Origin of the sequence: Propionivibrio sp., assembly GCF_049316945.1 — a bacterium.
In the GTDB taxonomy this organism is placed as follows: domain Bacteria; phylum Pseudomonadota; class Gammaproteobacteria; order Burkholderiales; family Rhodocyclaceae; genus Propionivibrio.
In genome coordinates this window covers 1-25,917 of sequence record NZ_JBMOJE010000007.1, presented here as the reverse complement: position 1 = coordinate 25,917, position 25,917 = coordinate 1, and the positions used below count along the sequence as shown (strand labels likewise).

Annotated in this window: 27 protein-coding genes; 11 read left to right on the top strand and 16 right to left on the bottom strand. The window is 58.0% G+C overall.

The window, feature by feature from the left end:
- Positions 1–46 precede the first annotated feature (46 nt).
- From ACOYNV_RS02985 to ACOYNV_RS02975, 3 genes are read left to right on the top strand one after another with little or no spacing between them, the layout of a single operon-like run.
- A complete protein-coding gene (locus tag ACOYNV_RS02985; RefSeq protein WP_422898254.1) occupies positions 47–1,543 on the top strand; it encodes a leucyl aminopeptidase in 1,497 nt (498 codons plus the stop codon).
- The gene (locus tag ACOYNV_RS02980; RefSeq protein WP_422898253.1) at positions 1,540–1,965 is read left to right on the top strand and encodes a DNA polymerase III subunit chi; all 426 of its coding nucleotides are present in this window, start codon (positions 1,540–1,542) and stop codon (positions 1,963–1,965) included. The genes ACOYNV_RS02985 and ACOYNV_RS02980 overlap by 4 nt, the downstream gene beginning before the upstream one ends.
- Positions 1,965–2,384 carry a hypothetical protein gene (locus tag ACOYNV_RS02975; RefSeq protein ID WP_422898252.1) on the top strand — a complete coding sequence of 140 codons (420 nt, stop codon included), beginning with the start codon at positions 1,965–1,967 and terminating at the stop codon, positions 2,382–2,384. The genes ACOYNV_RS02980 and ACOYNV_RS02975 overlap by 1 nt, the downstream gene beginning before the upstream one ends.
- Before the next feature lie 546 nt (positions 2,385–2,930).
- Here ACOYNV_RS02975 and ACOYNV_RS02970 read toward each other — a convergent pair.
- From ACOYNV_RS02970 to ACOYNV_RS02935, 8 genes are all read right to left on the bottom strand, one after another.
- A complete protein-coding gene (locus ACOYNV_RS02970; RefSeq protein ID WP_422898251.1) occupies positions 2,931–3,365 on the bottom strand; it encodes a putative toxin-antitoxin system toxin component, PIN family in 435 nt (144 codons plus the stop codon).
- Positions 3,362–3,586, bottom strand: coding sequence for an AbrB/MazE/SpoVT family DNA-binding domain-containing protein (locus ACOYNV_RS02965; protein WP_422898250.1), 225 nt, complete (start codon positions 3,584–3,586; stop codon positions 3,362–3,364). Before ACOYNV_RS02965 ends, ACOYNV_RS02970 begins: the two co-directional genes overlap by 4 nt.
- Before the next feature lie 429 nt (positions 3,587–4,015).
- Complete coding sequence (locus tag ACOYNV_RS02960; protein WP_422898249.1) at positions 4,016–4,300, bottom strand: type II toxin-antitoxin system RelE family toxin; 285 nt, start codon at positions 4,298–4,300, stop codon at positions 4,016–4,018.
- Entirely contained in the window at positions 4,290–4,535 is a 246-nt protein-coding gene (locus ACOYNV_RS02955; RefSeq protein WP_422898248.1) for a type II toxin-antitoxin system Phd/YefM family antitoxin, read from the bottom strand. The genes ACOYNV_RS02960 and ACOYNV_RS02955 overlap by 11 nt, the downstream gene beginning before the upstream one ends.
- Before the next feature lie 282 nt (positions 4,536–4,817).
- Positions 4,818–5,066 (bottom strand): hypothetical protein, encoded by a 249-nt coding sequence (locus ACOYNV_RS02950; RefSeq protein ID WP_422898247.1) that lies wholly within the window; start codon positions 5,064–5,066, stop codon positions 4,818–4,820.
- Positions 5,067–5,218: 152 nt separating this feature from the next.
- A complete protein-coding gene (locus tag ACOYNV_RS02945; RefSeq protein ID WP_422898246.1) occupies positions 5,219–6,493 on the bottom strand; it encodes a reverse transcriptase domain-containing protein in 1,275 nt (424 codons plus the stop codon).
- Complete coding sequence (gene avd / locus ACOYNV_RS02940; protein WP_422898245.1) at positions 6,474–6,851, bottom strand: diversity-generating retroelement protein Avd; 378 nt, start codon at positions 6,849–6,851, stop codon at positions 6,474–6,476. Before avd ends, ACOYNV_RS02945 begins: the two co-directional genes overlap by 20 nt.
- 108 nt (positions 6,852–6,959) lie before the next feature.
- Positions 6,960–7,826 (bottom strand): formylglycine-generating enzyme family protein, encoded by an 867-nt coding sequence (locus ACOYNV_RS02935; protein WP_422898244.1) that lies wholly within the window; start codon positions 7,824–7,826, stop codon positions 6,960–6,962.
- Positions 7,827–8,302: 476 nt separating this feature from the next.
- Between ACOYNV_RS02935 and ACOYNV_RS02930 the strand changes: the two genes are divergently transcribed.
- The gene (locus ACOYNV_RS02930) at positions 8,303–11,143 is read left to right on the top strand and encodes a valine--tRNA ligase (protein WP_422898243.1); all 2,841 of its coding nucleotides are present in this window, start codon (positions 8,303–8,305) and stop codon (positions 11,141–11,143) included.
- A gap of 138 nt (positions 11,144–11,281) precedes the next feature.
- Here the strand turns inward: ACOYNV_RS02930 and ACOYNV_RS02925 are convergent, their stop codons facing one another.
- Both ACOYNV_RS02925 and ACOYNV_RS02920 read right to left on the bottom strand, forming a co-directional pair.
- On the bottom strand, positions 11,282–11,770 hold the full coding sequence (locus ACOYNV_RS02925) for a disulfide bond formation protein B (RefSeq protein WP_422898242.1): 489 nt from the start codon (positions 11,768–11,770) through the stop codon (positions 11,282–11,284).
- 12 nt (positions 11,771–11,782) lie between these two features.
- Positions 11,783–11,929 carry a hypothetical protein gene (locus ACOYNV_RS02920; RefSeq protein ID WP_422898241.1) on the bottom strand — a complete coding sequence of 49 codons (147 nt, stop codon included), beginning with the start codon at positions 11,927–11,929 and terminating at the stop codon, positions 11,783–11,785.
- Positions 11,930–12,113: 184 nt separating this feature from the next.
- Between ACOYNV_RS02920 and ACOYNV_RS02915 the strand changes: the two genes are divergently transcribed.
- The 4 genes from ACOYNV_RS02915 (at position 12,114) to ACOYNV_RS02900 (ending at position 14,681) form a co-directional block, all read left to right on the top strand.
- Positions 12,114–12,833: a winged helix-turn-helix domain-containing protein gene (locus ACOYNV_RS02915; protein ID WP_422898240.1), complete on the top strand. Its 720-nt coding sequence runs from the start codon at positions 12,114–12,116 to the stop codon at positions 12,831–12,833.
- Positions 12,820–14,244, top strand: coding sequence for an ATP-binding protein (locus ACOYNV_RS02910; protein ID WP_422898239.1), 1,425 nt, complete (start codon positions 12,820–12,822; stop codon positions 14,242–14,244). Before ACOYNV_RS02915 ends, ACOYNV_RS02910 begins: the two co-directional genes overlap by 14 nt.
- 78 nt (positions 14,245–14,322) lie before the next feature.
- Positions 14,323–14,487, top strand: coding sequence for a hypothetical protein (locus tag ACOYNV_RS02905; protein WP_422898238.1), 165 nt, complete (start codon positions 14,323–14,325; stop codon positions 14,485–14,487).
- Between the two features lie 5 nt (positions 14,488–14,492).
- Positions 14,493–14,681, top strand: coding sequence for a hypothetical protein (locus tag ACOYNV_RS02900; RefSeq protein WP_422898237.1), 189 nt, complete (start codon positions 14,493–14,495; stop codon positions 14,679–14,681).
- A gap of 251 nt (positions 14,682–14,932) precedes the next feature.
- Here ACOYNV_RS02900 and ACOYNV_RS02895 read toward each other — a convergent pair whose 3' ends face one another.
- Genes ACOYNV_RS02895 through ACOYNV_RS02875 form a run of 5 tightly spaced genes read right to left on the bottom strand, consistent with a single transcriptional unit; the run spans position 14,933 to position 19,889 of the window.
- The gene (locus ACOYNV_RS02895; protein WP_422898236.1) at positions 14,933–16,249 is read right to left on the bottom strand and encodes a mechanosensitive ion channel family protein; all 1,317 of its coding nucleotides are present in this window, start codon (positions 16,247–16,249) and stop codon (positions 14,933–14,935) included.
- Entirely contained in the window at positions 16,246–17,514 is a 1,269-nt protein-coding gene (locus ACOYNV_RS02890; protein WP_422898235.1) for an RsmB/NOP family class I SAM-dependent RNA methyltransferase, read from the bottom strand. Before ACOYNV_RS02890 ends, ACOYNV_RS02895 begins: the two co-directional genes overlap by 4 nt.
- Positions 17,514–18,515, bottom strand: coding sequence for a DUF3108 domain-containing protein (locus ACOYNV_RS02885; protein WP_422898234.1), 1,002 nt, complete (start codon positions 18,513–18,515; stop codon positions 17,514–17,516). Before ACOYNV_RS02885 ends, ACOYNV_RS02890 begins: the two co-directional genes overlap by 1 nt.
- 7 nt (positions 18,516–18,522) lie before the next feature.
- Positions 18,523–19,170 (bottom strand): phosphoribosylglycinamide formyltransferase, encoded by a 648-nt coding sequence (gene purN, locus ACOYNV_RS02880; RefSeq protein ID WP_422898233.1) that lies wholly within the window; start codon positions 19,168–19,170, stop codon positions 18,523–18,525.
- Positions 19,167–19,889: a hypothetical protein gene (locus tag ACOYNV_RS02875; RefSeq protein ID WP_422898232.1), complete on the bottom strand. Its 723-nt coding sequence runs from the start codon at positions 19,887–19,889 to the stop codon at positions 19,167–19,169. Before ACOYNV_RS02875 ends, purN begins: the two co-directional genes overlap by 4 nt.
- A 408-nt stretch (positions 19,890–20,297) precedes the next feature.
- Here ACOYNV_RS02875 and ACOYNV_RS02870 point away from each other — a divergent pair, with 408 nt between their 5' ends.
- Entirely contained in the window at positions 20,298–21,080 is a 783-nt protein-coding gene (locus ACOYNV_RS02870; RefSeq protein WP_422898231.1) for a hypothetical protein, read from the top strand.
- 906 nt (positions 21,081–21,986) lie between these two features.
- On the opposite strand, the gene trhA is transcribed toward ACOYNV_RS02870, so the two are convergent.
- Positions 21,987–22,604 carry a PAQR family membrane homeostasis protein TrhA gene (gene trhA / locus ACOYNV_RS02865; protein WP_422898230.1) on the bottom strand — a complete coding sequence of 206 codons (618 nt, stop codon included), beginning with the start codon at positions 22,602–22,604 and terminating at the stop codon, positions 21,987–21,989.
- A 131-nt stretch (positions 22,605–22,735) separates the two neighbouring features.
- On the opposite strand from trhA, the gene ACOYNV_RS02860 reads away from it, so the two are divergent.
- Together ACOYNV_RS02860 and ACOYNV_RS02855 are read left to right on the top strand one after the other, a co-directional pair.
- Positions 22,736–24,349 (top strand): hypothetical protein, encoded by a 1,614-nt coding sequence (locus tag ACOYNV_RS02860; RefSeq protein WP_422898229.1) that lies wholly within the window; start codon positions 22,736–22,738, stop codon positions 24,347–24,349.
- A 4-nt stretch (positions 24,350–24,353) separates the two neighbouring features.
- Positions 24,354–25,787: a phospholipase D-like domain-containing protein gene (locus ACOYNV_RS02855; RefSeq protein ID WP_422898228.1), complete on the top strand. Its 1,434-nt coding sequence runs from the start codon at positions 24,354–24,356 to the stop codon at positions 25,785–25,787.
- Positions 25,788–25,917 lie beyond the last annotated feature (130 nt).

Below are 25,917 nucleotides of genomic sequence, written 5' to 3'. Positions count from 1 at the left end.
GATAATCGACTTTTGGTACGAAACTGCATTGTTTAGGGAGTATCCAGTGGAATTTAGCATAAAAAGCGCAAGCCCGGAAAAGCAACGCAGTGCTTGCGTCGTCGTCGGCGTTTTCGAACCGCGCAAACTGACTCTTGCCGCCGAGTTGATTGACAAAGCGTCACACAACACCCTTTCCGACATCATTCGCCGCGGCGACATGGAAGGAAAAGCCGGCTCAACACTACTCCTGCACAATGTTCCATCCACCCTCTGTGAGCGAGTTCTGCTCGTCGGGCTAGGCAAGGAAAAGGAATTCCACGAGAAAGAATACTGCGCGGCACTTCGTAGCGCAGTTAAAGCGCTTAATGAAACGGGGGCTTCTGATGGCACAATCTTTTTGACCGAAACTGCAGTCAAGAAACGCAGCATTGCCTGGCGCATCCGGCAGGCAGCGATCATCACCCAGGAAACCGTCTATCGCTTCGAGCAGTTCAAGAGCAAAAAAAGTGAAGTTCGCCGCCCTTTACGGAAACTGACATTTATCATTGAACACCGAAATGCACTGGCAGAGGCGGAAGAAGCAATGGCACAGGGGCTAGCCATCGCCGCGGGCATGGCGCTGGCCAGAAATCTCGGCAACCTGCCCGGCAACGTGTGCACTCCGGGCTATCTGGCTGAAACGGCGCAACAGATCGCCAGCGAGCATGCCATCGAGTGCCAGATTCTCGAACGTGCCGACATGGAAACGCTCGGCATGAACTCGCTGCTCTCGGTGGCCAAAGGCTCGCACCAGCCACCGAAGCTGATCGTCCTGCACTACAAGGGCGGCAAGAGTGACGAAAAACCGCTGGTCCTGGTCGGCAAGGGCATCACCTTTGATTCCGGCGGAATTTCGCTGAAACCGGGCCCGGAAATGGACGAAATGAAGTTCGACATGTGCGGCGCCGCCAGCGTGCTCGGCTCAATCAAGGCGGTGGCGCAAATGAAGCTTCCGCTCAATCTCACGGTGATCGTTCCCGCCTCCGAAAACATGCCCGGCGGTTCTGCCAGCAAGCCCGGCGACATCGTCACCTCGATGTCCGGCCAGACCATAGAAATACTCAATACCGACGCCGAAGGCCGCCTGGTCCTCTGTGACGCGTTGACCTACGCCGAACGTTTCGACCCGGCAACCGTGATTGATGTCGCCACGCTCACCGGCGCCTGCGTGATCGCCCTCGGCCATGTCGCCACCGGCCTTTTCGCCAACAACAACAGCCTCGCCCGCGATCTCCTGCAGGCCGGCGACGAGGCGCAGGACCGCGCCTGGCAGATGCCGCTGTGGGAAGACTATCAGGAGCTTCTGAAAAGCAACTTCGCCGACATGGCCAACATCGGCGGACGGCCCGCCGGCAGTATTTCTGCCGCCTGCTTCCTCTCGCGGTTTACCAAGAAGTTCGAATGGGCACACCTCGACATCGCCGGCACCGCCTGGAAATCGGGAACAGACAAAGGGGCCACGGGGCGACCGGTCGCGTTGCTCACGCACTACCTGCTGAAACGCGCCGGAAAACTCCATTGACCCAGATCTTCTTCTATCATAACGCCGCCGACCGCATCGCCGCCGCCGCCGCGCTGATCGGCAAGGCGTATCAGCAACGCAAGGCCTTGCTGGTCTTCGCGCCCGATGCCGAAGTCGCCGACACGCTCGACCGTCACCTGTGGATGCACCCGCCAACCGGATTCGTGCCGCACGTCCGCAGCAATTCACCGCTGGCGGCTGAAACGCCGGTGCTGATTACTGACACGCTTGAATCGTTGCCGCAAAACGAGCGACTGTTCAATCTTTCCGCTGAAATCCCTCCCGGGTTTTCTCGTTTCACCAGCATTATTGAAGTCGTTGGGAAGCAAGAGGCAGAGCGGCTGGCAGGTCGTGAGCGGGTGAAGTTTTACAAGGATCGCGGCTACGAGATCAAGTATTTCGACCTCGCGGAGAAACACTGATGGCCGAATTTTCGGATATTGTTGAGCGCGCCGACTCGTTGATGCGGCGTCGGCGAAGTTTTGTCGCCACACCGACCAGCAAGGCAGAATCCGCCAGCGTACCTTTGCTGGAGAATGACGATGATGATCTGCCGGTACTTACCGAGGTGGTTTCTGAAGCCGCCGTTTCTGAAGCGGCGGCAATCACCACGGAGCGCTTTGACGAAACCCAGGTTTCGCTGCTGGCCTCGGAAATCGCCCACGCCATCGGGCAACAACTAACCTACGAACTGCCGACGCTGCTCGAAGCCACCCTGATTACTGCAGGTGAAGAACTGCGCGCCGGCATCACCGCGACCATGGAAACCGCCCTGCGCGATTTCATCGCCCGACGCAAGCAACTGAGCCTGCCGCTCGACGAGCCGAATCGCAACGACTAGAGAATACTCATTCAAGAGCATTTTTCAAATTCTTACAGCCAAACACAGTGCATAGCGCATCCTGCGGTGTAATCAAGCCTTCAAGCCTTCATAACGCCGTTGTCAAACCACTGCTGCCAACGCGCCGCCTGCTTGAAAACCGAATCCAGCACACCGGTCAACTCGTGCAACCCGCCGTGCGACAAAAGTTTCAATTGCCAAGCCACCAGTAGTTTTGTCGGGTGTGAAACGCGAAGCGTTGCGCCCTGAAGGATGGCATCGCCAGCCTGAAGAAGTACTCTTGGGGTGCGCCCTGAAGGATGGCATCGCCAGCCTGAAGAAGTACTCTTGGGGTGCGCACCTCCAGGCAGATCAAGCACGTCGATGCATGAGGGGAATTCCGCGTGCGCAAAGAAAAGAATTTGCGCACCCTACCGGGCTGGCAGGGAGGGGTGGTTGCAAAGTGCTTCGAGCTGCTGCAAGCGTTCGTTCATGTTGCCTTGGGCATTTAATTTGTCGGGCATTTCTGGAATGCTGGCAAAGTGGTTACGCAACTTCGGTGTCGGCTCATGACAAACAACGCCGGATAAATTCTTCCGCAGTCACAATCGGGCAAACGAACGTACCCGCAAGACTCAACAAATCGGCATCCCCGCTGACCAGAAAGTCCGCCTTGCCCGCCAGAGCCAAATGCAAAAAAGGCAAATCATTTGCATCCCGGCACTGGATTGAGCTTGGCAACATCTCCGGCAAATTCACGGTGGTGCAATAAGGCAAATAATCAGCAAGCAATTCCTGCCGGTCTGTAGCCGAAAGTTTAAACTTGGGATACGCCAACACCCGAATCAACTCGCTCACCGAGTGGCTGCACGCCAGAGGCACAAATTGACCACTTTGCCATGCGCAGCGTAAGGGTTCGAGACGCCCGCCAGCAAACACCAAGGCCGACAGCACCACATTGGTATCCACCACAACGCGTGGCGGAATTTTGGCAGGGCTCATTTTGGCGTTCGCGCCCACGTCACGGCATCGGCGATATCGGCCTCGTTCAAATTCAACTCGGCCAATTTCGCGCGGACAACATCGCCGCGCTGAATGCGAACGGGGGTCAATACCAGTTGCCCATTGCGGGCTTCCACATCGAAATAGTCGGTAGCACCAACCTGCAACACAAGCGCTTTGGGCAAGGTGAGTTGATTCTTGGAAGTCATTTTAGCCAACATCGCTGCCTCCGTGGAATGTAAGGAATCATTACTTTACTCTGCCAAAGCTGTTTCATCAACCTAGAAAACTCAGTTGGATGATATGCCAATGTCGCAAGCCCTCATCCCCGGCCCTTCTCCCGCAGGGAGAAGGGTGTAAACCCCCTCTCCCCGCGGGAGAGGGTTGGGGTGAGGGCTAAACACGCGTCAGATCTGGCTTTGCGGTCAGTTTGTCGCGGTCAACTGAGGTTTTCAGGATCAAACAAACGGCGAGATGAGGTTTCTCACACATTATTTTTTGGATGCAGGATATTCCCGACAATCGCCGGGTGTGGTTCATGCCGCCTGAGCGTGGAGCTTCAACCCCAGCGCTTCTGGCTTGCCGGAATTGAACCGCCCACCGCCCCGAGACACTGATTGCCCATTCAAATTTCAAAAAAGGCTAAAAATTCACAGTCTGGATTTTGCCGTATCATAAACTTTCATCTTGTTCCGCTTGCCAACGGCGATGACGGTAACAAAAACGATTTCATTCTCAACCCGGTAAACCAGCCGATACCCGACGCGCAATAGTTTTATCTTGTAACAATCCGACATTCCGGCAAGAGCGGCTGCAGGAACATGGGGATTGTCCAGCCGTTCAGCCAGTTTCTTTTTAAGTGGTTCGCGAACGCTGTTGTCGAGCTTGCTCCACTCTGCCAGTGCCAACTCATGAAAACGGAGCTTATAGCTCATCCAGAGCCACCTCGACGAAGGGACCACTGGCACGTTCCTGAACCAGTTTCGCATCCTCCAGGTCTTCCAGATAAGCCATCAACCGCTCGTAATGCGCAGCAGGCAATAGATAGGCTTCCGGCCTGTTGTGATTGAGAATGGCCACCGGACACTCATCGGCCTGCTTGATGATTCCTGCAAAATTGCGCTTTAACTCCGTGACGCTGACGGTCATGTTGCTGTAGATGATGTCCATGGCGTTCTCCCAATGAATTATTGATACTTTATTAGACGTCTAATTTAGCACTTAATTCACCACACTTCCAGCTTTCTCCCATCCAGCACGGGTTATCAGGCAAAAAATCAATGGAGGACTCCAGCGGTTTGAAAAATTAAAAGTGGATCAATGGATTCTGACACCATTGATCCACAAGTGGATCAAGTACGTCGATGCACGACCAAAGGGGTCAGACCCATTTGATCGTTCGACCCGCCAGCGCCGACTTCAGGGCTGGCGGTAATCGGAACGGCTGAATAATTACTTTTTACTGCATTGCGAAGAACCCATGCTCGATGTGGAGGCATTGCCAAGTTTGGCGGCTTGGCAAATTTGATTGACAACGGCCTGACTCGAATCGAGTTGTTTCGCGGCATCGGAAGAGGAGCTTGCATTTACTACCGACTGCGTCTTGCCATTGTTGCAATACACCGTGCAGACATAGTCGGCGGCGACAGCCCACGAAGAGACAGCGGCCAGTACAACAGCAACGAGGATTCTTGTTTTCATTTTATGATTCTCCTACCCCAAATTGAGAGAAGGCAGATCGGGTGGGGCTTTCCCGAGCAGCCAAGAAATCAAGCGCGGTTAATCTGTACTTTTTGGTTTGATGAAAACCCCGGTCGCCTCGCGGCCAAAACCGGGGGATTTTGCTGCACTCATCATGACGGCCCGTGGACACCTTCGGGCACACCCGCCTCTCCCGTAAGAAAAGCGGTTCTGGCGCGTGAAGGCGTGCTGGCGAGACGGAACCCGTTGTTGTTGTTCCGGTTGCCGGGCGAGTTGTTGTTGCGATTGGCGGCACGGGTGTTTCTGGCGTTGTTGTTCCAGGAGCCACCGCGCAGCCCGCGCCCATCAGGCGAGCCGTCAGGCTCCCACAGCGGATCGAACCACCCGCCGCGAAAGAGGGCATGGCGCAAGCGCCAGGTATCGGCGTTTTCAGCATGGGCAATCCATGCCGCTACGTGTTGGATGACCGCATCGGCTGCCACCGTACCAGCCTGCCAACGGTCGCGCAGGCCGCGCAAACGGTTGCGAAAACGGCGGACGTTGGCTTCCGGAAGGCGGCGATGATCACCCGGCAGCAGCACGTAACCGAGAAATTCGGCGGCCTCGGTCGTCGGTACGACAAAGGTCTTGATCGGATGCAGTTTCAGACGGCGACGGGCAAGAAAAGCACCTATCTTTTCCTGCCAGACCGCCAGAACACTGATGTCATCATGAAACAGCGCAAAATCGTCGACATAGCGCACATAGGGCGCTTGCAGCACTTCCTTGACGAAATGATCCAAGGCATCGAGCATGACGTTGCCAAACAACTGGCTGGTCAGGTTACCGATCGGCAAGCCCCGCCGCCGCGCCAGCGGCGTCAGCAAGTCGTCACCGGGAAAGTGAATATCCACCGGTTCTTGCGCATTGGAACCGTCGATGATCGTATCGAGTAAGCACAGGGTTTGCGGGCAGGCAATACGGCGGCGCAGATCGGCCTTGAGAATGGCGTGGTCGATGGCGGGAAAATAGCGGTAGATGTCTGCACGCAGCACATGGCGATGGCGGTTGCGGAAGTGCTCGTAACGCGCCACGGCGCGGTGCGTGCCTTTGCCTTTGCGATTGGCGAAGGTATCGTCGATGAAACCTCGCTCGAAAATCGGCCCTACCACGGAGCACAGGGCGTGATGCACCACCCGGTCGCGGAACGGCGCAGCCGAGACGATGCGCCGCTTCGGCTCATGCAGCTCGATTTCGGTGTAGCCGCCGCTGTGCCAGCGGCCCTCTTGCAGCGCCCGTTCCAGGCGCAACACATTCTTTTCCAGATTGGCCATAAAGGCAGCCACGCCTGGCTTGCCGCGCTTGCCCAAGGCAGCCTTTAGCGCCGCTTCGCGCAAGGCGGCGAAGTTGGCGATGCCAGCGAAAAGATCAGTGTGGCGCTTCGGCACGTGGCGCGCCTTGGGCTTTCAACCAACCACCGACCAGCCGGCCCACTTCATCGATGGCGCGGGCTGCGAATTCGTAGCGGCGCAAATCCAGCAAATGCAAATCGGCGGAAAGGCGGAATAGAAAACGCAGTTTTTCCAGACCGAGATTGGCCTGCACCAGGATTGGCGCCGCCTGGCGGCTGTAAGTCGCCTCGATCAGGCGTTCCAGCACATCCAGTGCGCCAGACTGAATGCGATCACCCAAGGTGAATTTCTGTGCCTTGGGAAATTTTTCTACCGTCGGTACCAGCCAGCGCAGGAACTGATACCACTTTTCCAGTGCCGGGCCAGTGCTGCGGCTGTGATCTCGTTCGGTCATAAAAAAATTTCCTTGGGGGCTGCGCCCCCAAACCCGCACTATAAAACCTTGCCCGTTTCGTGATTCTCGATGAAGCGGTAAAGGAGTAAAGGAGTAAAGGGGAAAGGCTTAACGAGTCCTGGCGAGACGGAACCCGAAGCTGCCGTACCGGCCTCCGGGCGAGCTGAGGCTGCGATCGGCGGCACGGGCGCTTCCGGCGATGATGTACCAGGAGCCACCGCGCAGCCCGCGCCCATCAGCGCTACAGCCGCTTGCCCAGGCGCTGCCGTCGCCCGGCGCACCACGATAGCTGTCGTGCCAACAGTCCTGCACCCATTCAAAGGCGTTGCCGCTCATGTCGTGCAGACCAAAAGCATTCGCCTGCTTGCCGCCCACCGGTCGCTGATGACCTCCGCTGTTGCCGTCATACCAGGCAACGGCGCCAACGTTATTGCTGCCACAATATTTGTGGTAGCCACCCGCACGGCAGGCATATTCCCACTCCGCTTCGCTGGGCAGACGAAAGCCGCCTCCGTCGGTCTGGTTTAGCCAGGTGATGAACGCCTGGGCATCATTCCACGACACCTGCACCACCGGCGCACCCTCACCGTAAGCGTTGTATTTGATGAAATCGTCGTCAACCAGTTGGGTGTTGCCGGTCGCCTTGATAAAACGCTTGAACTGCCCCAGCGTCACTTCCGTCTTGCCCATCTGGAAGGCGCGGATGCTGACCCGGTGCTGCGGGGTTTCGGATGTGGAAGCCTCCGGGTCGGGGTTTGAGCATGTACTCTCCCCGAGGAAGGCCGATTTTTTGTCTTGCAGACAAGAACCCATGACAAAGCTGCCGGCGGGGATGTCCACGAGTGTCATCCCGATCGAATTGGTGGTCTCGCCGGCCTGAGCCAGAGTGACGGCCAGGCCGAGGGCCGCAACGGCAAGACAAGGGCGGAGACGAACACGGGCAGCCGCCCGTTGCAGGAGTTGCAAGCAACACATGGAAATTCCCTCAATAATGGTCAAAAAAAACCCCGTTGCGAATTGTCACGACGAGGCGATAGCGGAAAGCGGGGAAATCCCAAAAGAAGCGAAGCAAAAGCGAGCGGGGTGTATTTCATGAGGTATTTGCTGTGCTGTGCTTGGAATAAGCTAGTTTTTTATTTCCCTGAGTAAGCCATGTATATTATCATGCCCTTGACACAAAATGACGTTATCGATAGTTCCAGCAGATCACGCTGGAGATGCGCATGAATATTGGCTTCCAGCCTTTCGGGGGTGCGTACATTTCACTTGCGCACATGTGCCGGTCGTCAAAATGATGCTCACCGGGCCTGCCGGACGATGGCGTGCGCAAAGAAAAGATTTTTGCGCACCCTACGGGCTGCTAGCGAATCCTGGCTGTAAGCGGCGGCGCCCAGCGCGCCGGTGCGATCCGGTATAATCGCCGGTTTTCGCCACCCCTTACTACTGCCCCTATGGAACTCGCCAAAAGCTTTGAACCTGCGGACATCGAGCGTCGCTGGTATCCCGAATGGGAAGCCAGAGGCTACTTTGATGCCGGCCTCGATACCGAAAACCGCAACGCCTTCTGCATCCTGCTGCCGCCGCCCAACGTCACCGGCACGCTGCACATGGGGCATGGTTTCAACCAGGCGATCATGGACGCGCTCACCCGCTACCACCGCATGCGCGGCGACAATACGCTGTGGCAGCCGGGCACCGACCATGCCGGCATCGCCACGCAGATCGTCGTTGAACGCCAACTCGACGCGCAGGGCATCTCGCGCCACGACCTCGGGCGCGAAAAGTTCCTCGAAAAAGTCTGGGAGTGGAAAGAGTTCTCGGGCAACACCATCACCCGGCAGATGCGCCGTCTCGGCACCTCGCCGGACTGGAAGCGCGAGCGCTTCACGATGGATGCCGGCCTCTCGAAAATCGTCACCGAAACCTTCGTTCGCCTGCACAAAGAAGGCCTGATCTATCGCGGCAAGCGACTGGTGAACTGGGACCCGGTGCTGCACACCGCCGTCTCCGACCTCGAAGTGGTGAGCGAGGAGGAAGACGGTTTCATGTGGCACATCCGCTACCCGCTGGCCGATGCAGATGGAAAAAATGCGGGTTCGCTGACGGTGGCTACGACACGCCCGGAAACCATGCTCGGCGATACCGCCGTGATGGTGCATCCGGACGATCCGCGCTACAAGGACATGATCGGCAAGATGGTGAAGTTGCCGCTGTGCGACCGTGAAATCCCGATCATCGCCGACGCCTACGTCGACCTCGAATTCGGCACCGGCTGCGTCAAGGTCACGCCGGCGCACGACTTCAACGACTACGCCGTTGGTCAGCGCCATAACCTGCCGATCATCTCGATCCTTACGCTCGACGCCAAGATCAACGAAAACGCCCCGGAAAAATATCTCGGCATGGATCGCTTCGACGCTCGAAAGGCTGTCGTTGCCGACCTCGAAGCTCTCGGGATTCTGGAAAAAACCGACAAGCACAAACTCAAGGTGCCGCGCGGCGACCGTACCGGCGTCGTCATCGAGCCGATGCTCACCGACCAGTGGTTCGTGGCCATGACCAAGCCCGGGGCAGACGGCACCAGCATCGCCGGCAAAGCCATCGAATGCGTGGCCTCTGGCGAGATCAAGTTCGTTCCCGAGAACTGGGTCAATACCTACAACCAGTGGCTGAACAACATCCAGGACTGGTGCATCTCGCGCCAGTTGTGGTGGGGGCACCAGATCCCGGCGTGGTATGGCGACAATGGTGAAATCTTCGTTGCCCACGACGAAGCGGAAGCCAGGGCGCAGGCGGCGGCAGCCGGCTATACCGGCGCTCTCAACCGTGACCCGGACGTGCTCGACACCTGGTACTCCTCGGCCCTGTGGCCTTTCTCGACGCTCGACTGGACTCCTGAGTGGCCGGAAAAGTCGAATCCGGCACTTGACCTCTACCTGCCGTCGACGGTGCTGGTCACCGGCTTCGACATCATCTTTTTCTGGGTGGCGCGCATGGTCATGATGACCAGGCACCTCACCGGCAAGATCCCGTTCAAGCACGTTTATGTGCATGGCCTGATCCGCGACGCCGAAGGCCAGAAAATGTCCAAGTCGAAGGGCAACGTGCTCGACCCGATCGATCTGATCGACGGTATCGGCATCGAAGATCTGGTCAAGAAACGCACCACCGGCCTGATGAATCCGAAGCAGGCGGCGCAGATCGAGAAGCACACGCGCAAGGAGTTCCCGGAAGGCATTCAGGCTTTCGGCACCGACGCCCTGCGCTTCACTTTCCTTTCGCTGGCCAGCCCCGGCCGCGACATCAAGTTCGACCTGCATCGCTGCGAGGGCTACCGCAACTTCTGCAACAAGCTGTGGAATGCCACGCGCTTTGTGCTGATGCACACCGAAGGCCAGGACCTCGGCCTGGAGCACCGCCAGAACGGCCCGACCTGCGGTGGTGGCGCCCCGCTCGCCTTCTCCTTTGCCGACCGCTGGATCGTCAGCAAGCTGCAACGCAGCGAGGCCGAAGTTGCCCAGCATTTTGCCGACTACCGTTTCGACCTGCTCGCCCGTTCGATTTATGAATTCGTCTGGGACGAGTTCTGCGACTGGTATCTGGAACTGGCCAAGGTGCAAATCCTGAGCGGCAGCGAGGCCGAAGCCCGTGCCACGCGGCGCACCCTGGCGCGAGTGCTGGAAACCGTGCTGCGCCTGGCGCACCCGCTGATTCCCTTCATTACCGAAGAACTGTGGCAGGCCATCGCCCCGATTGCCGGCCGCAAGACGCACGACTCCATCATGCAGGCCGCCTACCCGCAAGCCGAGCCGGAGAAAATCGACAGCGCCAGCGAAGCCACCATGCAGCAACTCAAGGATCTGGCCTATGCCTGCCGTAACCTGCGCGGCGAGATGAACCTCTCGCCGGCGGTCAAGGTGCCGCTGATCGTTTCCGGCAATGCCGAAGCGCTGGCCGGTTTTGCACCCTATCTCAAGGTTCTCGGCAAGCTTTCAGAGGTGCAGATCGTCGACACCCTGCCGGAAGACGCCAGCGCGCCGACCGCCGTTGTTGGCGAAACACGCCTGATGCTGAAAATCGAGATCGACCTTGCCGCCGAATGCGAACGCCTGGGCAAGGAGATCGCCCGGCTGGAGGGCGAAATCGTCAAGGCACATGCCAAACTCGGTAATGAAAGTTTCGTCGCCCGCGCCCCGGCAGCGGTCGTCGAACTGGAAAAGAAGCGCCTCGCCGACTTTGTCGCCACCGTCGAGAAACTGAAACCCCAGTTGGAACGTCTCAAGCGCGGCTAGACCGCTCCGGCAAGCACCTTCCCGGCAACCGGCCGGGAAGGTGCTTGCAGCGGTCGTCTTGGCACACAATGCCGCGCAAGCCAATAAATACGGGCATCGCCAATGCCTATGCTCTGCAATGGCCGCAATACGGGCATCTCAGGCCACATCGCGCCGGAACCCGAGCCAGACGGCGACACCCAGGAGACCCAGAAAGCAGCCCACCGACCAGTTGGCCAAGGTGAAGCCAAGAAAAATCCACTCCTTGTCAGTGCAAAAACCGGTAACCATGAACATCGCCGGCCACTGCGTACCGAGCCAGTTGATGAGTTGCTCGGCCAGCGTCGGATCGCCAAAGCCGCATTCGATCGACTCCTGCGGTACGTACTGCATCCAGCTCTGCTGAACCGCGGCAATCACCCCGCCTAAAGCGGTCAGACCGACGAGGACGCACCATAGCCTGCGCCAACCCGGCAACAGCACACCGCACAAGGCAAAAAAACCCAGCATCAGGTAATACAAACGTTGCAAATTACACAAATGGCAAGGATGCAAGCGGGCCAACTCGCCAACAAGCAGACCGGTCGCCAGCAGGCCGATTGAGGCGGTGACCAGCAAGGCAAACACACCGCGGGGGGAAAGTCGCATGAATACTCTCGATCAGGTCAGCGAATAGCTGCGCAGGCGCAGCGAAAGTTCCTGCAACCGGCGCAGGGAAATGGTCACTGCGGCAATCGTCACATGGGTCAAACCCAGTGTCACCAACACATTGATCCACCACGGCCAATCGACGATGCCAGCGTACATAATCCCTCCAACCAATCAAGCCAAGAATTCTAAGTCATTTAATTGCTCAGGAAATACGATAGCCGATCGCTTCAGCAATATAAAGAGCGTGTGCAGCAGTTTCCGATTTTTCCCGGACAACCCTTCAACGTGTATTTTTTCCGGGGAAGTTTATCCTGCGCCCGCAACCCGTTATTATTGCGCCATGAAAATACGCATACTGCTGGTCGAAGACGATGAGCGCCTCGCCGACCTTACTGCCGAATACCTGCGCAAAAACGATTTCGAAGTCACCATAGAAGGCCGTGGCGACACCGCCGAAGCCAGGATACTGAACGACAATCCCGATCTGGTGATCCTCGATGTCATGCTTCCTGGCAAAGATGGTTTTGAAGTCTGCCGTGCAGTACGCGCCAAGTACAAGGGCGTGATCCTGATGCTGACGGCGCGCGACGAAGACCTCGACCAGATTCTCGGCCTCGAACTCGGCGCCGATGATTACATCGCCAAGCCGGTACAGCCGCGCCTTCTGCTCGCACGCATCAAGGCCCTGCTCCGACGCTCGCCCGGCTCCGCCAGCCCGGCGGACGCAAACTCAGAAACCGGCGAGACGGCGCAACTTTCCTTTGGCAGCTTCCGCATCAGCCAGTCGACGCGCAGCACCCACCTCGGCAACGAAACGATCGACCTGACCACTGCGGAATTCGACCTGCTCTGGCTGCTCGCCCGCCACGCCGGAAATATCCTGTCGCGCGATGACCTGCTTCAGGAATTGCGCGGCATCGGCTTCGACGGTCTTGACCGTTCGATCGATGCCCGCATTTCGCGACTGCGTCGCAAGCTTGGCGACGACCCGGAAAATCCGACACGCATCAAAACCGTCCGCGGCAAAGGCTATCTGTTCAGCAAGCATGACTGGCAATAGTCGCAACAACACAAGTAACAACAAGCTGCTGGCCATCCTCGGGCGCTACAAGCCGGCGCCGTGGCGCGGTCGCTACAGCCTGACGCGCCTTTTCTTCAATTTTTACATGCTGGTAATGGGTTCGTTCATTGCCATCGCCTTTTTCGCCGATTTCGTCATTTCGACCGCCGTCAAGGGCATTACCGACGACTACACCAGCCGCTTCATGCGCGGCACCATCGTCCTGATCGAAGACGAGCTGTTTCGCCGGCCACGCTCGGAATGGCCAAAAACCATCAAGGCACTCGACAACAAGTTTTCCTACAAACTTGAGATCGTTGAACGCTGGACCTTAAAACTGCCACCAAAACAAGCAGAAAAACTCGACTCAGGCGAACTGGCGATTGATTCCGATGGCGATATTCTCTACCACCGGCTGAAGCAAACTCCGCAGATCCTGGTAGTCGGGCCGCTATCGCCCGACGCCAACCCGGATCGCCCGCGCGCACTGCCGCTTGAGTTACGCATCCGCCTGCTGACTTGGAGCCTGATCGGTCTGTGCCTAGCCATCGCCGTCTGGTTCTGGGTCCGCCCGGTGTGGCGCGACCTTGAAGCACTGCGTCAGACAGCGCGATCACTCGGTGAAGGCCACTTTGAAACACGCGCCCCGGAAGCGCGTAGCAGGGCCTTTGAACTGCTGACCGAAACCCTCAACGGCATGGCCGAACGTATCCAGCGCCTGATTGCCACGCAGAAGGAGTTATCGAGTGCGATCTCGCACGAACTCCGCACCCCGATCGCGCGTATGCGCTTCGCGCTCGAAATGCTGGCCGAAACCGACGAGCGTGCCGAACGAGAACGTCTGTGGCAATTGATGGAAGTCGATCTCGATGAACTCGACAACCTGATCGACTCCAGCCTCACCTATGCCCGCTTCGAACGTGAGCAACCGGAACTGCACCTGACGCCGGTGGAACTGGCGCCATGGCTTGAAGAAGAAGTTGAATCCATGCGCATTCTCAGCCGTTCGCTCGAAATGACCGTCGACAGCAGCGCACTGCCTGCAGCACAGCAGGTAGAACTTGATTTGAAGAGCATGCCGTATGCCGTAACCAACCTGCTGCGCAACGCACTCAAATATGCAAAAACAAGAATCGCCGTCAGCGCCGAAGTCGTCGGAGACCGCGTTCAGATCCATGTCGACGACGACGGAATCGGCATCCCGCCTGACGAACGCAAGCGCGTCTTCTTCGCCTTCACCCGGCTGGATCGCTCGCGTGACCGTGCTACCGGCGGCTACGGCCTTGGACTGGCTATCGTCCGGCTGGTTCTTGAGCAGCATGGGGGCACAGCAAGCGCGGATGAATCACCGCTCGGCGGAGCACGTTTTACCCTGAGCTGGCCGCTGTTACAGAGCGTCACCCAAACCTGACGAAAGCACTGATGACGCACGCTATCCACCCAACTATCATTGCTTCACTAAATGATCATACAGATGGAGAAGCTCGTCATGTACCAATTCAATCAGATTCGCGAACGCTTTCTCGCCAACGCCCGCCAGCATTTGCTTGTTCCAGACAAGAAGGCGTGTAACTGCAATTTTGATTGCTGCCAGAACAGCCTTGCTCGCCGCACCAATGAATCCGCACCGCGCCCCGGGAAAATCGAAGAGTGATTTTCATGGCAACGCCCCCCACGACTTTCCCTGTCGCCGAAGGTTTAGGAATCTTCGTCGGGATTGTTTCCTGGGATCTGCTCGCTGATGGACGCATGGAAATCATGCGGGCCGTGCTGATAGCCGGATGCTGTTCGCTCGCCTGGTTTGGCTTGCGCTGCTGGAAAGAGAAAACCCGAAACAGGCGTCACTGAATGATGCTGCTGAACAAGGAAAAGCCCACCGATAGCGTGGGCTTTTCCTTGTTTGAAAGGCGAGTTACACAACGTCACGCAAACGCCGAACATGCGCAACAGACACGAAGTAGTCGAATCCCTAGTATTGCATTGTTGCTTCAGCGACCCCCTCGCTGGCAATGTTTGACCCTCCCTGACCCATCGCCAATGATGGGACTTTTAATCCCGCGCCCAACGGCGTGGGATTTTTTTTGCCTGAAACAGTCAGATCAAACTGGCGCCGCCGAGACTGGGGCCACCGCTTCGCCAAGCATACGAATCTCGCGTTGCGGGAAGGGAATTTCAATGCTGTTCTCGCGAAAAACTTTCAATAGCGCAAAGCTGATATCCGAACGTACATTGCCCGTACCCGCTTCCGGGTCAGCTAACCAGAAGCCGAGTTCCAGATTGATGCCGCTATCGGCAAACCCGGTAAGCAACACCCCCGGCAGCGGTTCGGCCAGCACCCTGGGTTGCTGCCGTGCCGCCTCGACCATCAGTGGTATGACTTTATCAAGATCCGTGCTGTAAGCGACCTGAATGCTCACCGCAACGCGGACGCGGGTATCGGTGAACGACTGGTTACGAATTATGTTGTTCACCAGGTATTCGTTCGGGATGATCACTTCGGTGCCGGTCAGCATGCGCAGGACGGTATAGCGCGTGGTGATCTGCGTCACCGTACCGGATGTCTTGTCATCAACGGCCACCAGATTGCCCAATCGGATCGAACGATCAAGCAATATGATGAAACCGCTTACGTAGTTACTTGCTATTTTCTGCAAGCCCAAACCGAGGCCTACAACCAAGGCACCACTGAAAACCGAGAGCGCCGTTACATCGATGCCGACCATCGACAGGCTGATAAGCAGCGCGATCACGGAGAGTATCGCCTTTGCCAGCCGTACCAGCACTTCGCGTACATTGCCGTCCATCTGCCCGGCGGCCATCAGGCGACTCTCGATCAAGCTGGCAATCCAGAGCGCGAGCAGCAGCGTAATACCCACCGTCACGGCGCCATGCAACAGCATCCAGAGATTGAGCGACTGCTTGCCGACACGGAAACTCACCTGTTCGACCATCTCGATCATTGGATCGGCAATGCCAATGAGATCCAGCGCCACACCAACCCATATGGCCGAGGTAATCCAGCGCTCGAAACTGCTGAGAAAGCCACCATGGGGAAAAACACAACGGAGTATATAGACCAGTATTCTGACCAGCGCCCACGAGACGAGCAGCGGCCCGGCCAGATAGAGCAGGCTGAGATGCCCCCACTGCAAGGCCAGCAGCGTCTTGCGCAGGATCAGCACAAACACCAGTGCCAACAATGGGAAAGCAATCCGTTTCAGGCTGCCGACACCAAAGGCTTGCAGGGCACTTCGACCGGATATGTCTTGCCGGCTATCCCGCTCACGCAGGCGGAAGGACAACCACCAGGCAAGTGCCAGCACCAGCACCAACGCCAGCGCGACCCAGTAGAACTCCGGGTGCTGTAAATCGCCCCAAAGTTTATTGAGCAATGCGAACATCTGCTTCTCGTTCATCGACGTTCCATTACGGCCGCAAAAAAGCCATCGGTACCATGGCGATGCGGCAGCAGGCGCAAGCGCTCACCACTCTCCTGGTCACAATCAATTTCGATCTCCTGTTTGCGCAACACTTCGGCGGCAGGCAGTGAAACGAATTCCGGATGCGCCGCCAGGAACGGCGTCACCACCGCCTCGTTTTCCGCATCGAGCAAACTGCAGGTCGCGTAAACCAGACGCCCGCCCTTCTTCACCAGACCCGAAGCGGCATGAAGAATCGCCGCCTGCTTGACGCTCAGTTCGGCGACGCTTTCAGGCGTCTGCCGCCATTTCAGATCGGGGTTACGGCGTAAAGTTCCGAGGCCGGAGCACGGTGCATCGACCAGCACGCGATCCAGTTTGCCGGCCAGTCGCTTGATCTTGATGTCGTTCTCGGACTCGATGCGCGCCGGATGCACATTCGACAGCCCGGACCTTGCCAGACGCGGCTTCAGCTTGGCAAGTCGCTTCTCGGCCACATCGAAGGCATAGAGCCGGCCTTGCGAGCGCATCAGGGCACCGAGCAGGAGCGTCTTGCCACCGGCTCCGGCACAGAAATCGGCAACCATCTCGCCGCGCTTCGGCTGCAACAGGAAGCCGAGCAACTGGCTGCCTTCATCCTGCACTTCAAAGCTGCCATCGAGAAACAAGGGATGGCGCGAAATCGACGGCTTGCCCACCAGGCGGATGCCAATCGGCGAATAGCGGCATGGCTCTGCTGGCAATCCATCGGTTTTGAAACGAGCCAGGACATCATCGCGTGAGGTCTTGAGCAGATTGACGCGCAGATCGAGCGGCGCCGACAGATTGAGGCCGCCTGCCAGCGCCTCCAGTTGCGGCGCATCGAACTGCGCGGTCAGCGCTTCATACAGCCAATCCGGCAGATCGAGGCGAACCGCTGGCGGCAGATCTTCCAGTTTGATCGCCTTGGCCTGCGCCAGCCATTTACCCTCGACTTCGTTCAACACCGCATCCAGTTCGCGCCGGTTCAAGCCTTGCAGGCAGGCCAGCGTAGCCAGCAGCAAACGCCGCGACGTCACGTCATCAAGGCATCTGGCGGAGAGTGAGCGTTTGCGGCGAAGCACGGAATAAACGGTTTCCGCAATGAAACCACGCTCGCTATGACCCAGTTCGCGATGCTGACGAAAGTAGCGCGAAACCACCAGATCAGCGGGAAAAGTAGAACGTAGCAACTCAGAAAGCAGCGCTTCGGTATGGTTAAACAGGGTGGGCGTAAAGCGCATTATTCTGGACTCAGTTGGATTTTGGTGGCGACCTGGACGAGACTATCGCCCTTACTGTCGACATAGCGGATTTTAACCGGCAGCAGCAGATAATCATAAGCCAGCCAGAGTTCGGTCGTATTCTCGCCGGGAGCGCGCAGATGCAGCGTGCGCATTACGCCGGCCGGCACCTCGATTTCCTCATCGCCCAGCACCTCAAGGCGATAGATTCCGTACTTGCGGCCGGTGGCAATCGGCAACGTACTACCGGCTTCGGGATGCGGCAGGAAACCGAGCTGATAATTGAACGACAGCAGGTCCTGTGCGCCGTAGTCGAGTGCCTGCTCGCCATGATCTCCGACGCGCACTGTCATGTTTTCCCAATCGAACAAGGCCTTTTCCTTTACCTCCTGACCGTTGCGCCGAATGGCAAAGCTTTCCGGTTGCAGGCCTTCAGCCGTCATCAAGCCACGGCTCTCCATTTCGATGCGATAGGATTTGAACAGCCAGACCAGGCCAGTCGTTTCGACCACCGAGCTCAGGCGGTAGTGACCATCAAAGACGCTCCATTCATGCCGCGAAACACCGATCTCGAAATTCGAATCACCGCGATCGACGCGATAGCTGATTCTGCCGTGCTCCGGCAAACGCGGAGCAACGGCCGGCAACAGCGCAGGCTCAGGCGCGACAACAGACGCCTGCTTGCCTGCGGCATCGACCGTAGGCGCAGCAACCGTGTCGCTTGAAGCCTCCGGCACGCTCAGCACTGGCGTGGCAATAGCAACCGTTTTGGCCACCGCTGCCGCTTTCTGACGTGGCTGCTTCGCCTTGGCTTTAACTGCGGTCGGCTTCTCGGATTTTTTCGGTGGCTCGACCGGCGCTTGCGGCCTGGGCATCGGCTTCAGTTCCACCATCACCGGCATCGATTCCGGCTCGGTCGCCAGCTCGATATCCGGCCCGAACAGCGCGGCCACATGAATACCGAGCGAAGCGGCCAAAGCAATAATCAGTGCGAAGGGCATGCAACCCTCAACGCATCAAAGGGGAAATCAGCGCTCCGGCACTGTCCTGTGGCGCATTGAACTCGACCCGCCCGTCGACCAGTCGCAGACGTCCTTCGGCAAACCAGCGCACGGCCAGCGGATAAACCTGATGCTCCTGCGCCAGCACCCGTGCCGCCAGGCTGGTTTCGTCATCGCCATCAAGCACCGGCACCGCAGCCTGCACGATGATCGGGCCATGATCAAGCGCTGGCGTCACGAAATGAACCGTACAGCCATGCACCCGCACACCCTCCACCAACGCGCGCTGGTGTGTGTGCAGACCAGGAAAGGACGGCAACAGCGAAGGATGGATGTTGATCAGCCGCCCCGCAAAATGCCGCACGAAGACATCGCTGAGAATCCGCATGAACCCGGCGAGCACCACCAGATCGGGCGAAAAAACATCAATCGCCTCGGCCATGGCCGCGTCGAAGGCTTCGCGACTGGCAAACTGCTGGTGATCGACAACACGGGTCGAAATACCCTTGGCGGCGGCCGTTTCCAGCCCTTTGGCGTCCGCCCGGTTGGAGAAAACCGCCGCCACGCATATCGGCAGCGAGCCCGAAGCAACCGCGTTGAGCAGCGACTCCATATTACTGCCCCGGCCGGAGATGAGAATTACGATGGATTTCATTTGATTCCTAAGGCACCAACGGGCAGGAAAACCGCCGTTGCAATGCTTTGCGTAAAACGCGTGATCGATCTTCCCTGCTTGTCGGCCACCACTTTTGACAGAAAATCCAGAAGACCGATGACACGACCGAATTCACGCTCGAAACTCAGATTGGGATTATTCAGATCCAGTTCATTGGAAAGCAGCAACGGCTCGCCATTGGCGATTCTGGTCGAAGACATCTTCCAGATGGCGATCTCGATGTTGCGGGCGCAATTGTAGAGCTTCTGCTCGTTCAGGTCGTCAAGCACGTAAAAGTCGGACTTGTGCTCGAAGGCGGCATAGACCATCCCCAGCACCCCGGCCATCACGCCCAGCACGCGGTCACCCTGATAGTTCGGGCTGAAAGCGTAGAGCGCTGCCGCGCCTTCCCGTCGCCCCTCAAGTTCGGGGAAATCCACACCCCCGACGAAGAGGCGGTCAAGCGCGGCCTCCATGCTCGGCTGCCCACCCTTCTTCCACTCCCTGGGGTTGCGCTTGTAGAGCTTTTCCGCGATACGGCGCAGCCCGGCCATCACCTCGGCACGATCCGTATCGATGACCCGGTCGATCTCTGTTTTAGCCAGCAGTCGCGGATCAAAACGAGTTTCTTTCTGCCCGCCTGTACCGACGCGAGTCGCGCAGGCGGTGAGCTGAAAAACCAGCAAAACAAGCAGTGAAACGGCAAAACGTCTATTCATGGCCCATGATAACGCACAAGCCGTCATTCGGACTTGACTTGAAAACGACCGCCAGAAAACCGCATTTGAAATCCCAAACGCTCAACTTGGCCGATGACTTATCCGGAACACTCCTGGCTGGCGCGCCGGGTATTGGGCCTGAATTCCGTGCGACTCCGAGCACAACTCTTTCGGTCGGATTAACGTGAAAGTCGCGCCAGCGACTCTCGAACCTCCCCTCGCCCCTTGGGAGAGGGGGCGGGGGTGAGGGAAACGGGCAGGGCTTTCATAATTTGGGGCGTCTATCAAAGCCATGCCTGTTAGTCCAGTCTGAACCATCAGCGTGAGTTAAACTTCAAAACTTCAAAACTTCACAGCAGAGCGCAAAGCGCCGAGCCTTCTGGCCACCTCTTCGAATCGAAGGAATCCATGCTTCCGACAAGTTGGCATATCTATGACCATTACGGCTACGCATTTGTCGCGGTGGTCGGGACCTTCGCTGCAGTGGCCTCCATTCAATGGCTGATCCAGGGATCACGCTGGGCAGCCTGGGCCCGCTCTCTGCAGGGCGTAGCGCCGCCATTCATCAATATCATTGGTGTGCTTTTCGGCTTGACCATGGCCTTCCTGGCAAACGATACGTGGAGCGCACATGACCGTGCGATGAAAGCTGTCTACAAAGAAGCCGATTCGCTGCACAGCATTGCTGCCTTGTCGGAGCCCCTCCCTGTTTTGCTCAAAGCTCGCTTGCGCGAAGCCCTTGTCAGCTACGCCCTGGCCAGCGCCGATGAATGGCAACTGCTGGCCCAGCGCGAAGAAAGCCGAGAGGTGGTGGAACGTGCCGATGCCCTGCTCATATTGCTGGCCAGCAGCGAGGTCGGAAGTGCTGCGGGCGAGAATGTGCAAGCATTGATGCTGCGTAAGGCGAGCGAAATCCGCGACGAGCGTAACCAGCGTGTGGCGCTTAGCCAGACCCATGTAAATCCGCTGAAGTGGCTGGGAATGGCTTTTCTCGGGCTTCTCACCTTGCTATCGATCGCCGTGGTGCACGTCGACCGGCCACGGGCCGCCTTTGTTTCAATCATGCTGTTTGCTCTGGCAGCCGCGCCAACCGCAGCCATCGTGCTGATCCAGGGCAACCCCTTCCAGCAACCCACTGACGTCACACCCGCACCAATCAAAGCGGCGATTGCCGGAATACACCCAAGGTAATTCCGGGACGCTATCTGCGTGCTTTCGAATCAGTTTCCCTGGGCAGCACGGCACAACAATGGCGAGTTGGGGGCAGTCGAAGCACTATTCGAAGAAAGCGCTGGTTCATTCTCTCGGGAACCATCACCTGAAACGCTCAATTCCCTGAATGACGTCGCCCTCGGTACGATACGTTTGATGCTCCGTAATCGATGATAATCCCAAAAAAACCTCAGTTAACATCGACAAATTGACCGCAACGCCAGGTGTGACGGGTGTTTAGCCCTCACCCCAACCCTCTCCCGCGGGGAGAGGGAGTTTGCACCCTTCTCCCCGCGGGAGAAGGGCCGGGGATGAGGGCTTGCGACATTGGCATCACATCCAACTGAGGTTTGTAGGATAATCGTGCGTACAATATTTTTGGCATCAACTCCTGCCGAGAACCAGAAAATTAACCAACCCGAACAGGAAAGTGGTTGATTAACAGCAGGCTAATGCAGCATTTCCCAGACCCCAGGACTACGGTAAGCCTCGGATATTTTTGCGAAACAGCCGCCCAGTGGGCAATCACGCCCTTGTTGACACCCGTGCTCCAGCGAACACTCACGCTGCGTCTGATTGGTCAGGACCATTGTGTGCTCGGCTTCACAGCGGACTATCGGGGAATAGCAATAACTCATGATTCACTCCTTGCAAATGTTGACTTGATCACTATAAACGTGGCTTCAATGGCTTACCATCCGTAATGACCGCTAATCGGATGCAATCCCCTCTCCGCTGGTCTGAAGCATTCGGCCGCTCGCAAGATTCGTTTTGTTGGACACCCGTGATGCGAGACATGTTGGTCGTTAGCGCAACAGTCTGAGTGGCCGGAGTTATTCTGCTACCGCGTGCACCCGCCGTTTGAAAACCCGAGACTCGAACAGTCTAAAGGACGTAGAAGGCGACGGCGATGTAGTGCGCCAGGCTGCCGCCGATGACGAACAGATGCCAGATGCCATGCCAGTGCCGGAAGCGGCTGTCGAAGGCAAAAAAAACAATGCCAATGGTGTACAGCAGTCCGCCGGCGACAAGCCACACGAAACCAGCCGTGTTGATACGCTCGAGCAATGGCTTGGTGGCAACGACAATGACCCAGCCCATGACCGCGTAAATCACCAGCGACATGATTCGCGCTTCGGAACGTGGCTTTATTTCCTGCAGCATACCGATCACGGCCAGCCCCCACACCACGCCGAACAGCGACCAGCCCCACGGGCCGCGCAGCGTTACCAGACAGAAAGGGGTATAGGTTCCGGCAATCAGCAGGTAGATCGACAGGTGGTCTAGCTTGCGCAGGATGTCCTTGGCACGTCCGCGCATGCTGTGATAGAGCGTTGAGACGCTGTAGAGCAGGATCAGCGTGGCGCCAAAAATGGAGACGCTGACGATCTTCCACGGATCGCCGCTTGAAGCCGCGATCACGATCAGGATCACGGCGCCCGCCAGCGACAGCAGGGCGCCGACCAGATGAGTCCAGGCGTTGAATCTTTCTCCGTGATACATGTTTCCTGTCTTTCGCTCAGTGCTGAAAGGTTTGCCGTGAAAAGGCTGGTTCGTCGCGATATAAAATGTCCATCCCCAGGCGCTAGAATGCGATGATGCAATTCGCACAAATTCTTCCGGCTGGTTTATTCATGACTATTGCACAAGCTGAGGCGGCTGGGACTTCACCGGCTTATGGCTTGTTCCCGGCTGACGATTTTCGCCTCACGACCGGTGAATGTGCGGATTGTGCCACCATTGAACAGGCGCTGTGGTTCTTTCACCAGGAAACAATTGCGGTACCCAAACCCGGGCTTCCGGTGGCCGGATTCGATCCTCGGTTGCGGGCCGCAGAGGATGTGCGGCGCTGGAATGCCGGGACACCGCCCGGTTCAGCACGGGATTATCCCGGCCTGGTCTGGGTCGGTTCTCCTCAAGTGATGGAACATGTGCGGCTCGATGCCAGCGGCGAGCAGTTGCAAACGGATGAGGAGCTGATCGGCTTTGCTTTGGCACCGCGTCTCGATTCCAATCGCTCGTATTACAACGCGGATAGCAAGGCCTTCTTCAACCAGCGCGAACTGCGGCTGCGTGGAAAAAAGAACGAGAAGCCGATTCAATTTGTCGCACGCACCATCTGGCCGGCAGATTTCCGGCTTGACCCGGCCGCGCCGCTGAAGCCTATTGCCGCAACGCCGGTCGCACTGCGTGAATTCGTGCGCAACGAGCCGCAAGGCGGGGCGCAGAGCGCCTTTGCTACCCAGGTGGTCTGGCAGCGCAACCCGGGTGCGGCACAGCAGCGTGCCGGCCGTCCGCTGATCGGCATCATGCTCAACGGCGCACAGGGCGACGACGACGAGGCGCACGGCGGGCATTTCGGCCTGGTCACCGGACGCGTTGGCCCGCAGGGGCAAATGCACGACTGGCTGATTGCCAACTACTACACACTCGATTCGGAAAGCGAGAAAGGCATTATCGCGGCCATGCTGCCGATGGATAACTACCTCGCCGATCTCAATAGCGGACAGGCCTGGTATCGACCCTCCTGGATGCTGGTCGCTACCTTGCGCGACGAGCGGACCGCTGCACATCTGGTTTCCGCGCAGGCGCGGGTGTTCAACCAGTTCTACCGGCACCAGTTTGTTTACCAGCATGCGGCTGCCAACTGTACGGGAATCAGTATTTCGACGCTGCGCACGCTCGGCTGGGAGGTTCCGGTCTTGGGGGCGAGCAGTTGGTGGAAGGCGATTGCCGGCTTGCCCGCCGTTTCGGTGACAACCGGCAGCCTGACCAAAGGCAAGGCAATTTTCGATTATTTCACCGAAGATCAGACCCGGCTCCTTCCGGCGGTCGCCTTCGAACAGGCCGGCGCCGATCTGCTGCAACTGGTCAGCGGCATGGCAACTCGCGCATTGACTCCTTACGAAGAAATGCTCAAGCAGGATGTCGAGGAAATCATCCTGGTGCGCATCCCGCAACTGCCGTCGAGTCGCGCCTGGGGCGACTATCCGGTGGCTAATGTCGACGAGTACCGCAGTCGCTTGCCACAAGACCCGGCCATGCACCAGATTGTTCCGGTCGGCCCGCGCCCCTTCCCGCCAGGCCTTAAAGACCCGGCCATGCCTGACTTGAAACCCTTACGTTCGGATTATGCGGTGGCCGCTTATGCCGCAGGTTTGCTGCTGCTCGGCGGCTTTGTGTTGCGCTATCTGTTGCGCAAACGCCGTGGGGAAAATGAATCCGTGGCGAAGCAGCGCGATGAGTGAGCTTATGAGCCTGCTTATCGAATTGATCAGCCGGCACTGGGAAATTCTCCACAGCCTGCTCGTTGTAGTCGGCCTGGCCATCTACGTCGCTGCCTCCCACACGCTTAACCAGCGGCGCCACCCCTCGGCAGCCATCGCCTGGGTGCTCGGCATCGTGCTGCTTCCCTACCTGACGTTGCCACTGTATCTCGCCTTTGGCAGCCGCAAGGTAGTGTCTTCCCGTTTGCTACAAGCCACCCGGCGGGTTGCTGTTGCGGCCCACTCAAAGTACGAGACAGCAACGAACGCCACGGCAACCCGCGCCCAGCAACTTGGCATGGCGATGGGCTTGCCCGACCCGGTGACCTACGCAGGGCTTGGCATTCATGAAGACGGCTCTCAGGCGCTGAGCGCATTGCGACGCATCATCGACGGGGCCAAAACAACACTTGAATTATCCACTTTCATTTTCGGTCGTGATGTTCTGGGCGACGAAATTGCGGAAAGTCTCAAGCAGCGTGCTCTGGCCGGTGTCAAAGTCAGGCTGCTGATCGACGGCATCGGGATCTATCTTGGTGGCTATCCTGATCTGAAGAACCTTGCCGAGGCGGGGGTCGAGGTAGCGCGTTTCGTATCGCCGTTTGGCTCTCCCAAGCGCGGACGCACCAACCTGCGCAATCACCGCAAGATGGTCATCGCCGATGGATTGCACTTGTGGTGCGGTGGCAGGAATCTCGCAGCCGAATACTTCGAGGGCGATCCGCGCCCGATTCTGGGCAGCAAGCCCTGGCTTGACCTGAGCTTTGATCTGGACGGAGAACTTGCCGGGCTGGCGCTACACCAGTTCGAGAAGGATTGGGCTTTCGCCACCGAACGTCCGTCGCCCGAACCCCTGCCATCCCAATCCCCAGCGCCTGCTTCTGCAACCTTGGCGCAGTTGGTGGCCAGCGGCCCCGATCAGCCCGATGACACATTTTTCACGCTGCTGGTTTCCAGTTGTTTTACCTCCGAGCAGCGCATTCTGGCGGTCAGTCCCTATTTTGTTCCCGATGCCTCGTTGCTGACCTCGCTGATGCTGGCCTCCCGTCGCGGCATCGAGATCGATCTGGTCTTGCCGGAACGATCCAATCATCGCCTGGCGGATTTTGCACGCCACCGTTCGTTGCGCGATCTGGTGGCGGCAGGAGCCAGAGTCTGGCTGCATCCGCACATGATTCACGCCAAGGCGGTGGTGATCGACGACCAGCTCGCATTCGCCGGCTCGGCCAATCTCGACGGCCGCAGCCTGTTCCTCAATTACGAGATGATGGTTGCCTTCTACGATCTGGAGGCTGTGCGCGGTTTCTCGCACTGGATCGACGCGCGCAGACAGGAGTCAGCGCCCTACATTGCGCGCCGACCGGGGATGCTGCACGAACTGGCCGAGGGCTTGCTTCTTTGGCTGGCTTTTCAGCTTTGATGAGTCTGGGGAAGGGTGTGTTCAGCCTCAGACAGGCCGCCCTCTGAGTCTGAACTGCTGCCAACCCCCCCAGCCCCAATGCTCTCAACCTAACAGACCGTTTGCATATTTCGTTGAATTTCTGAAGATT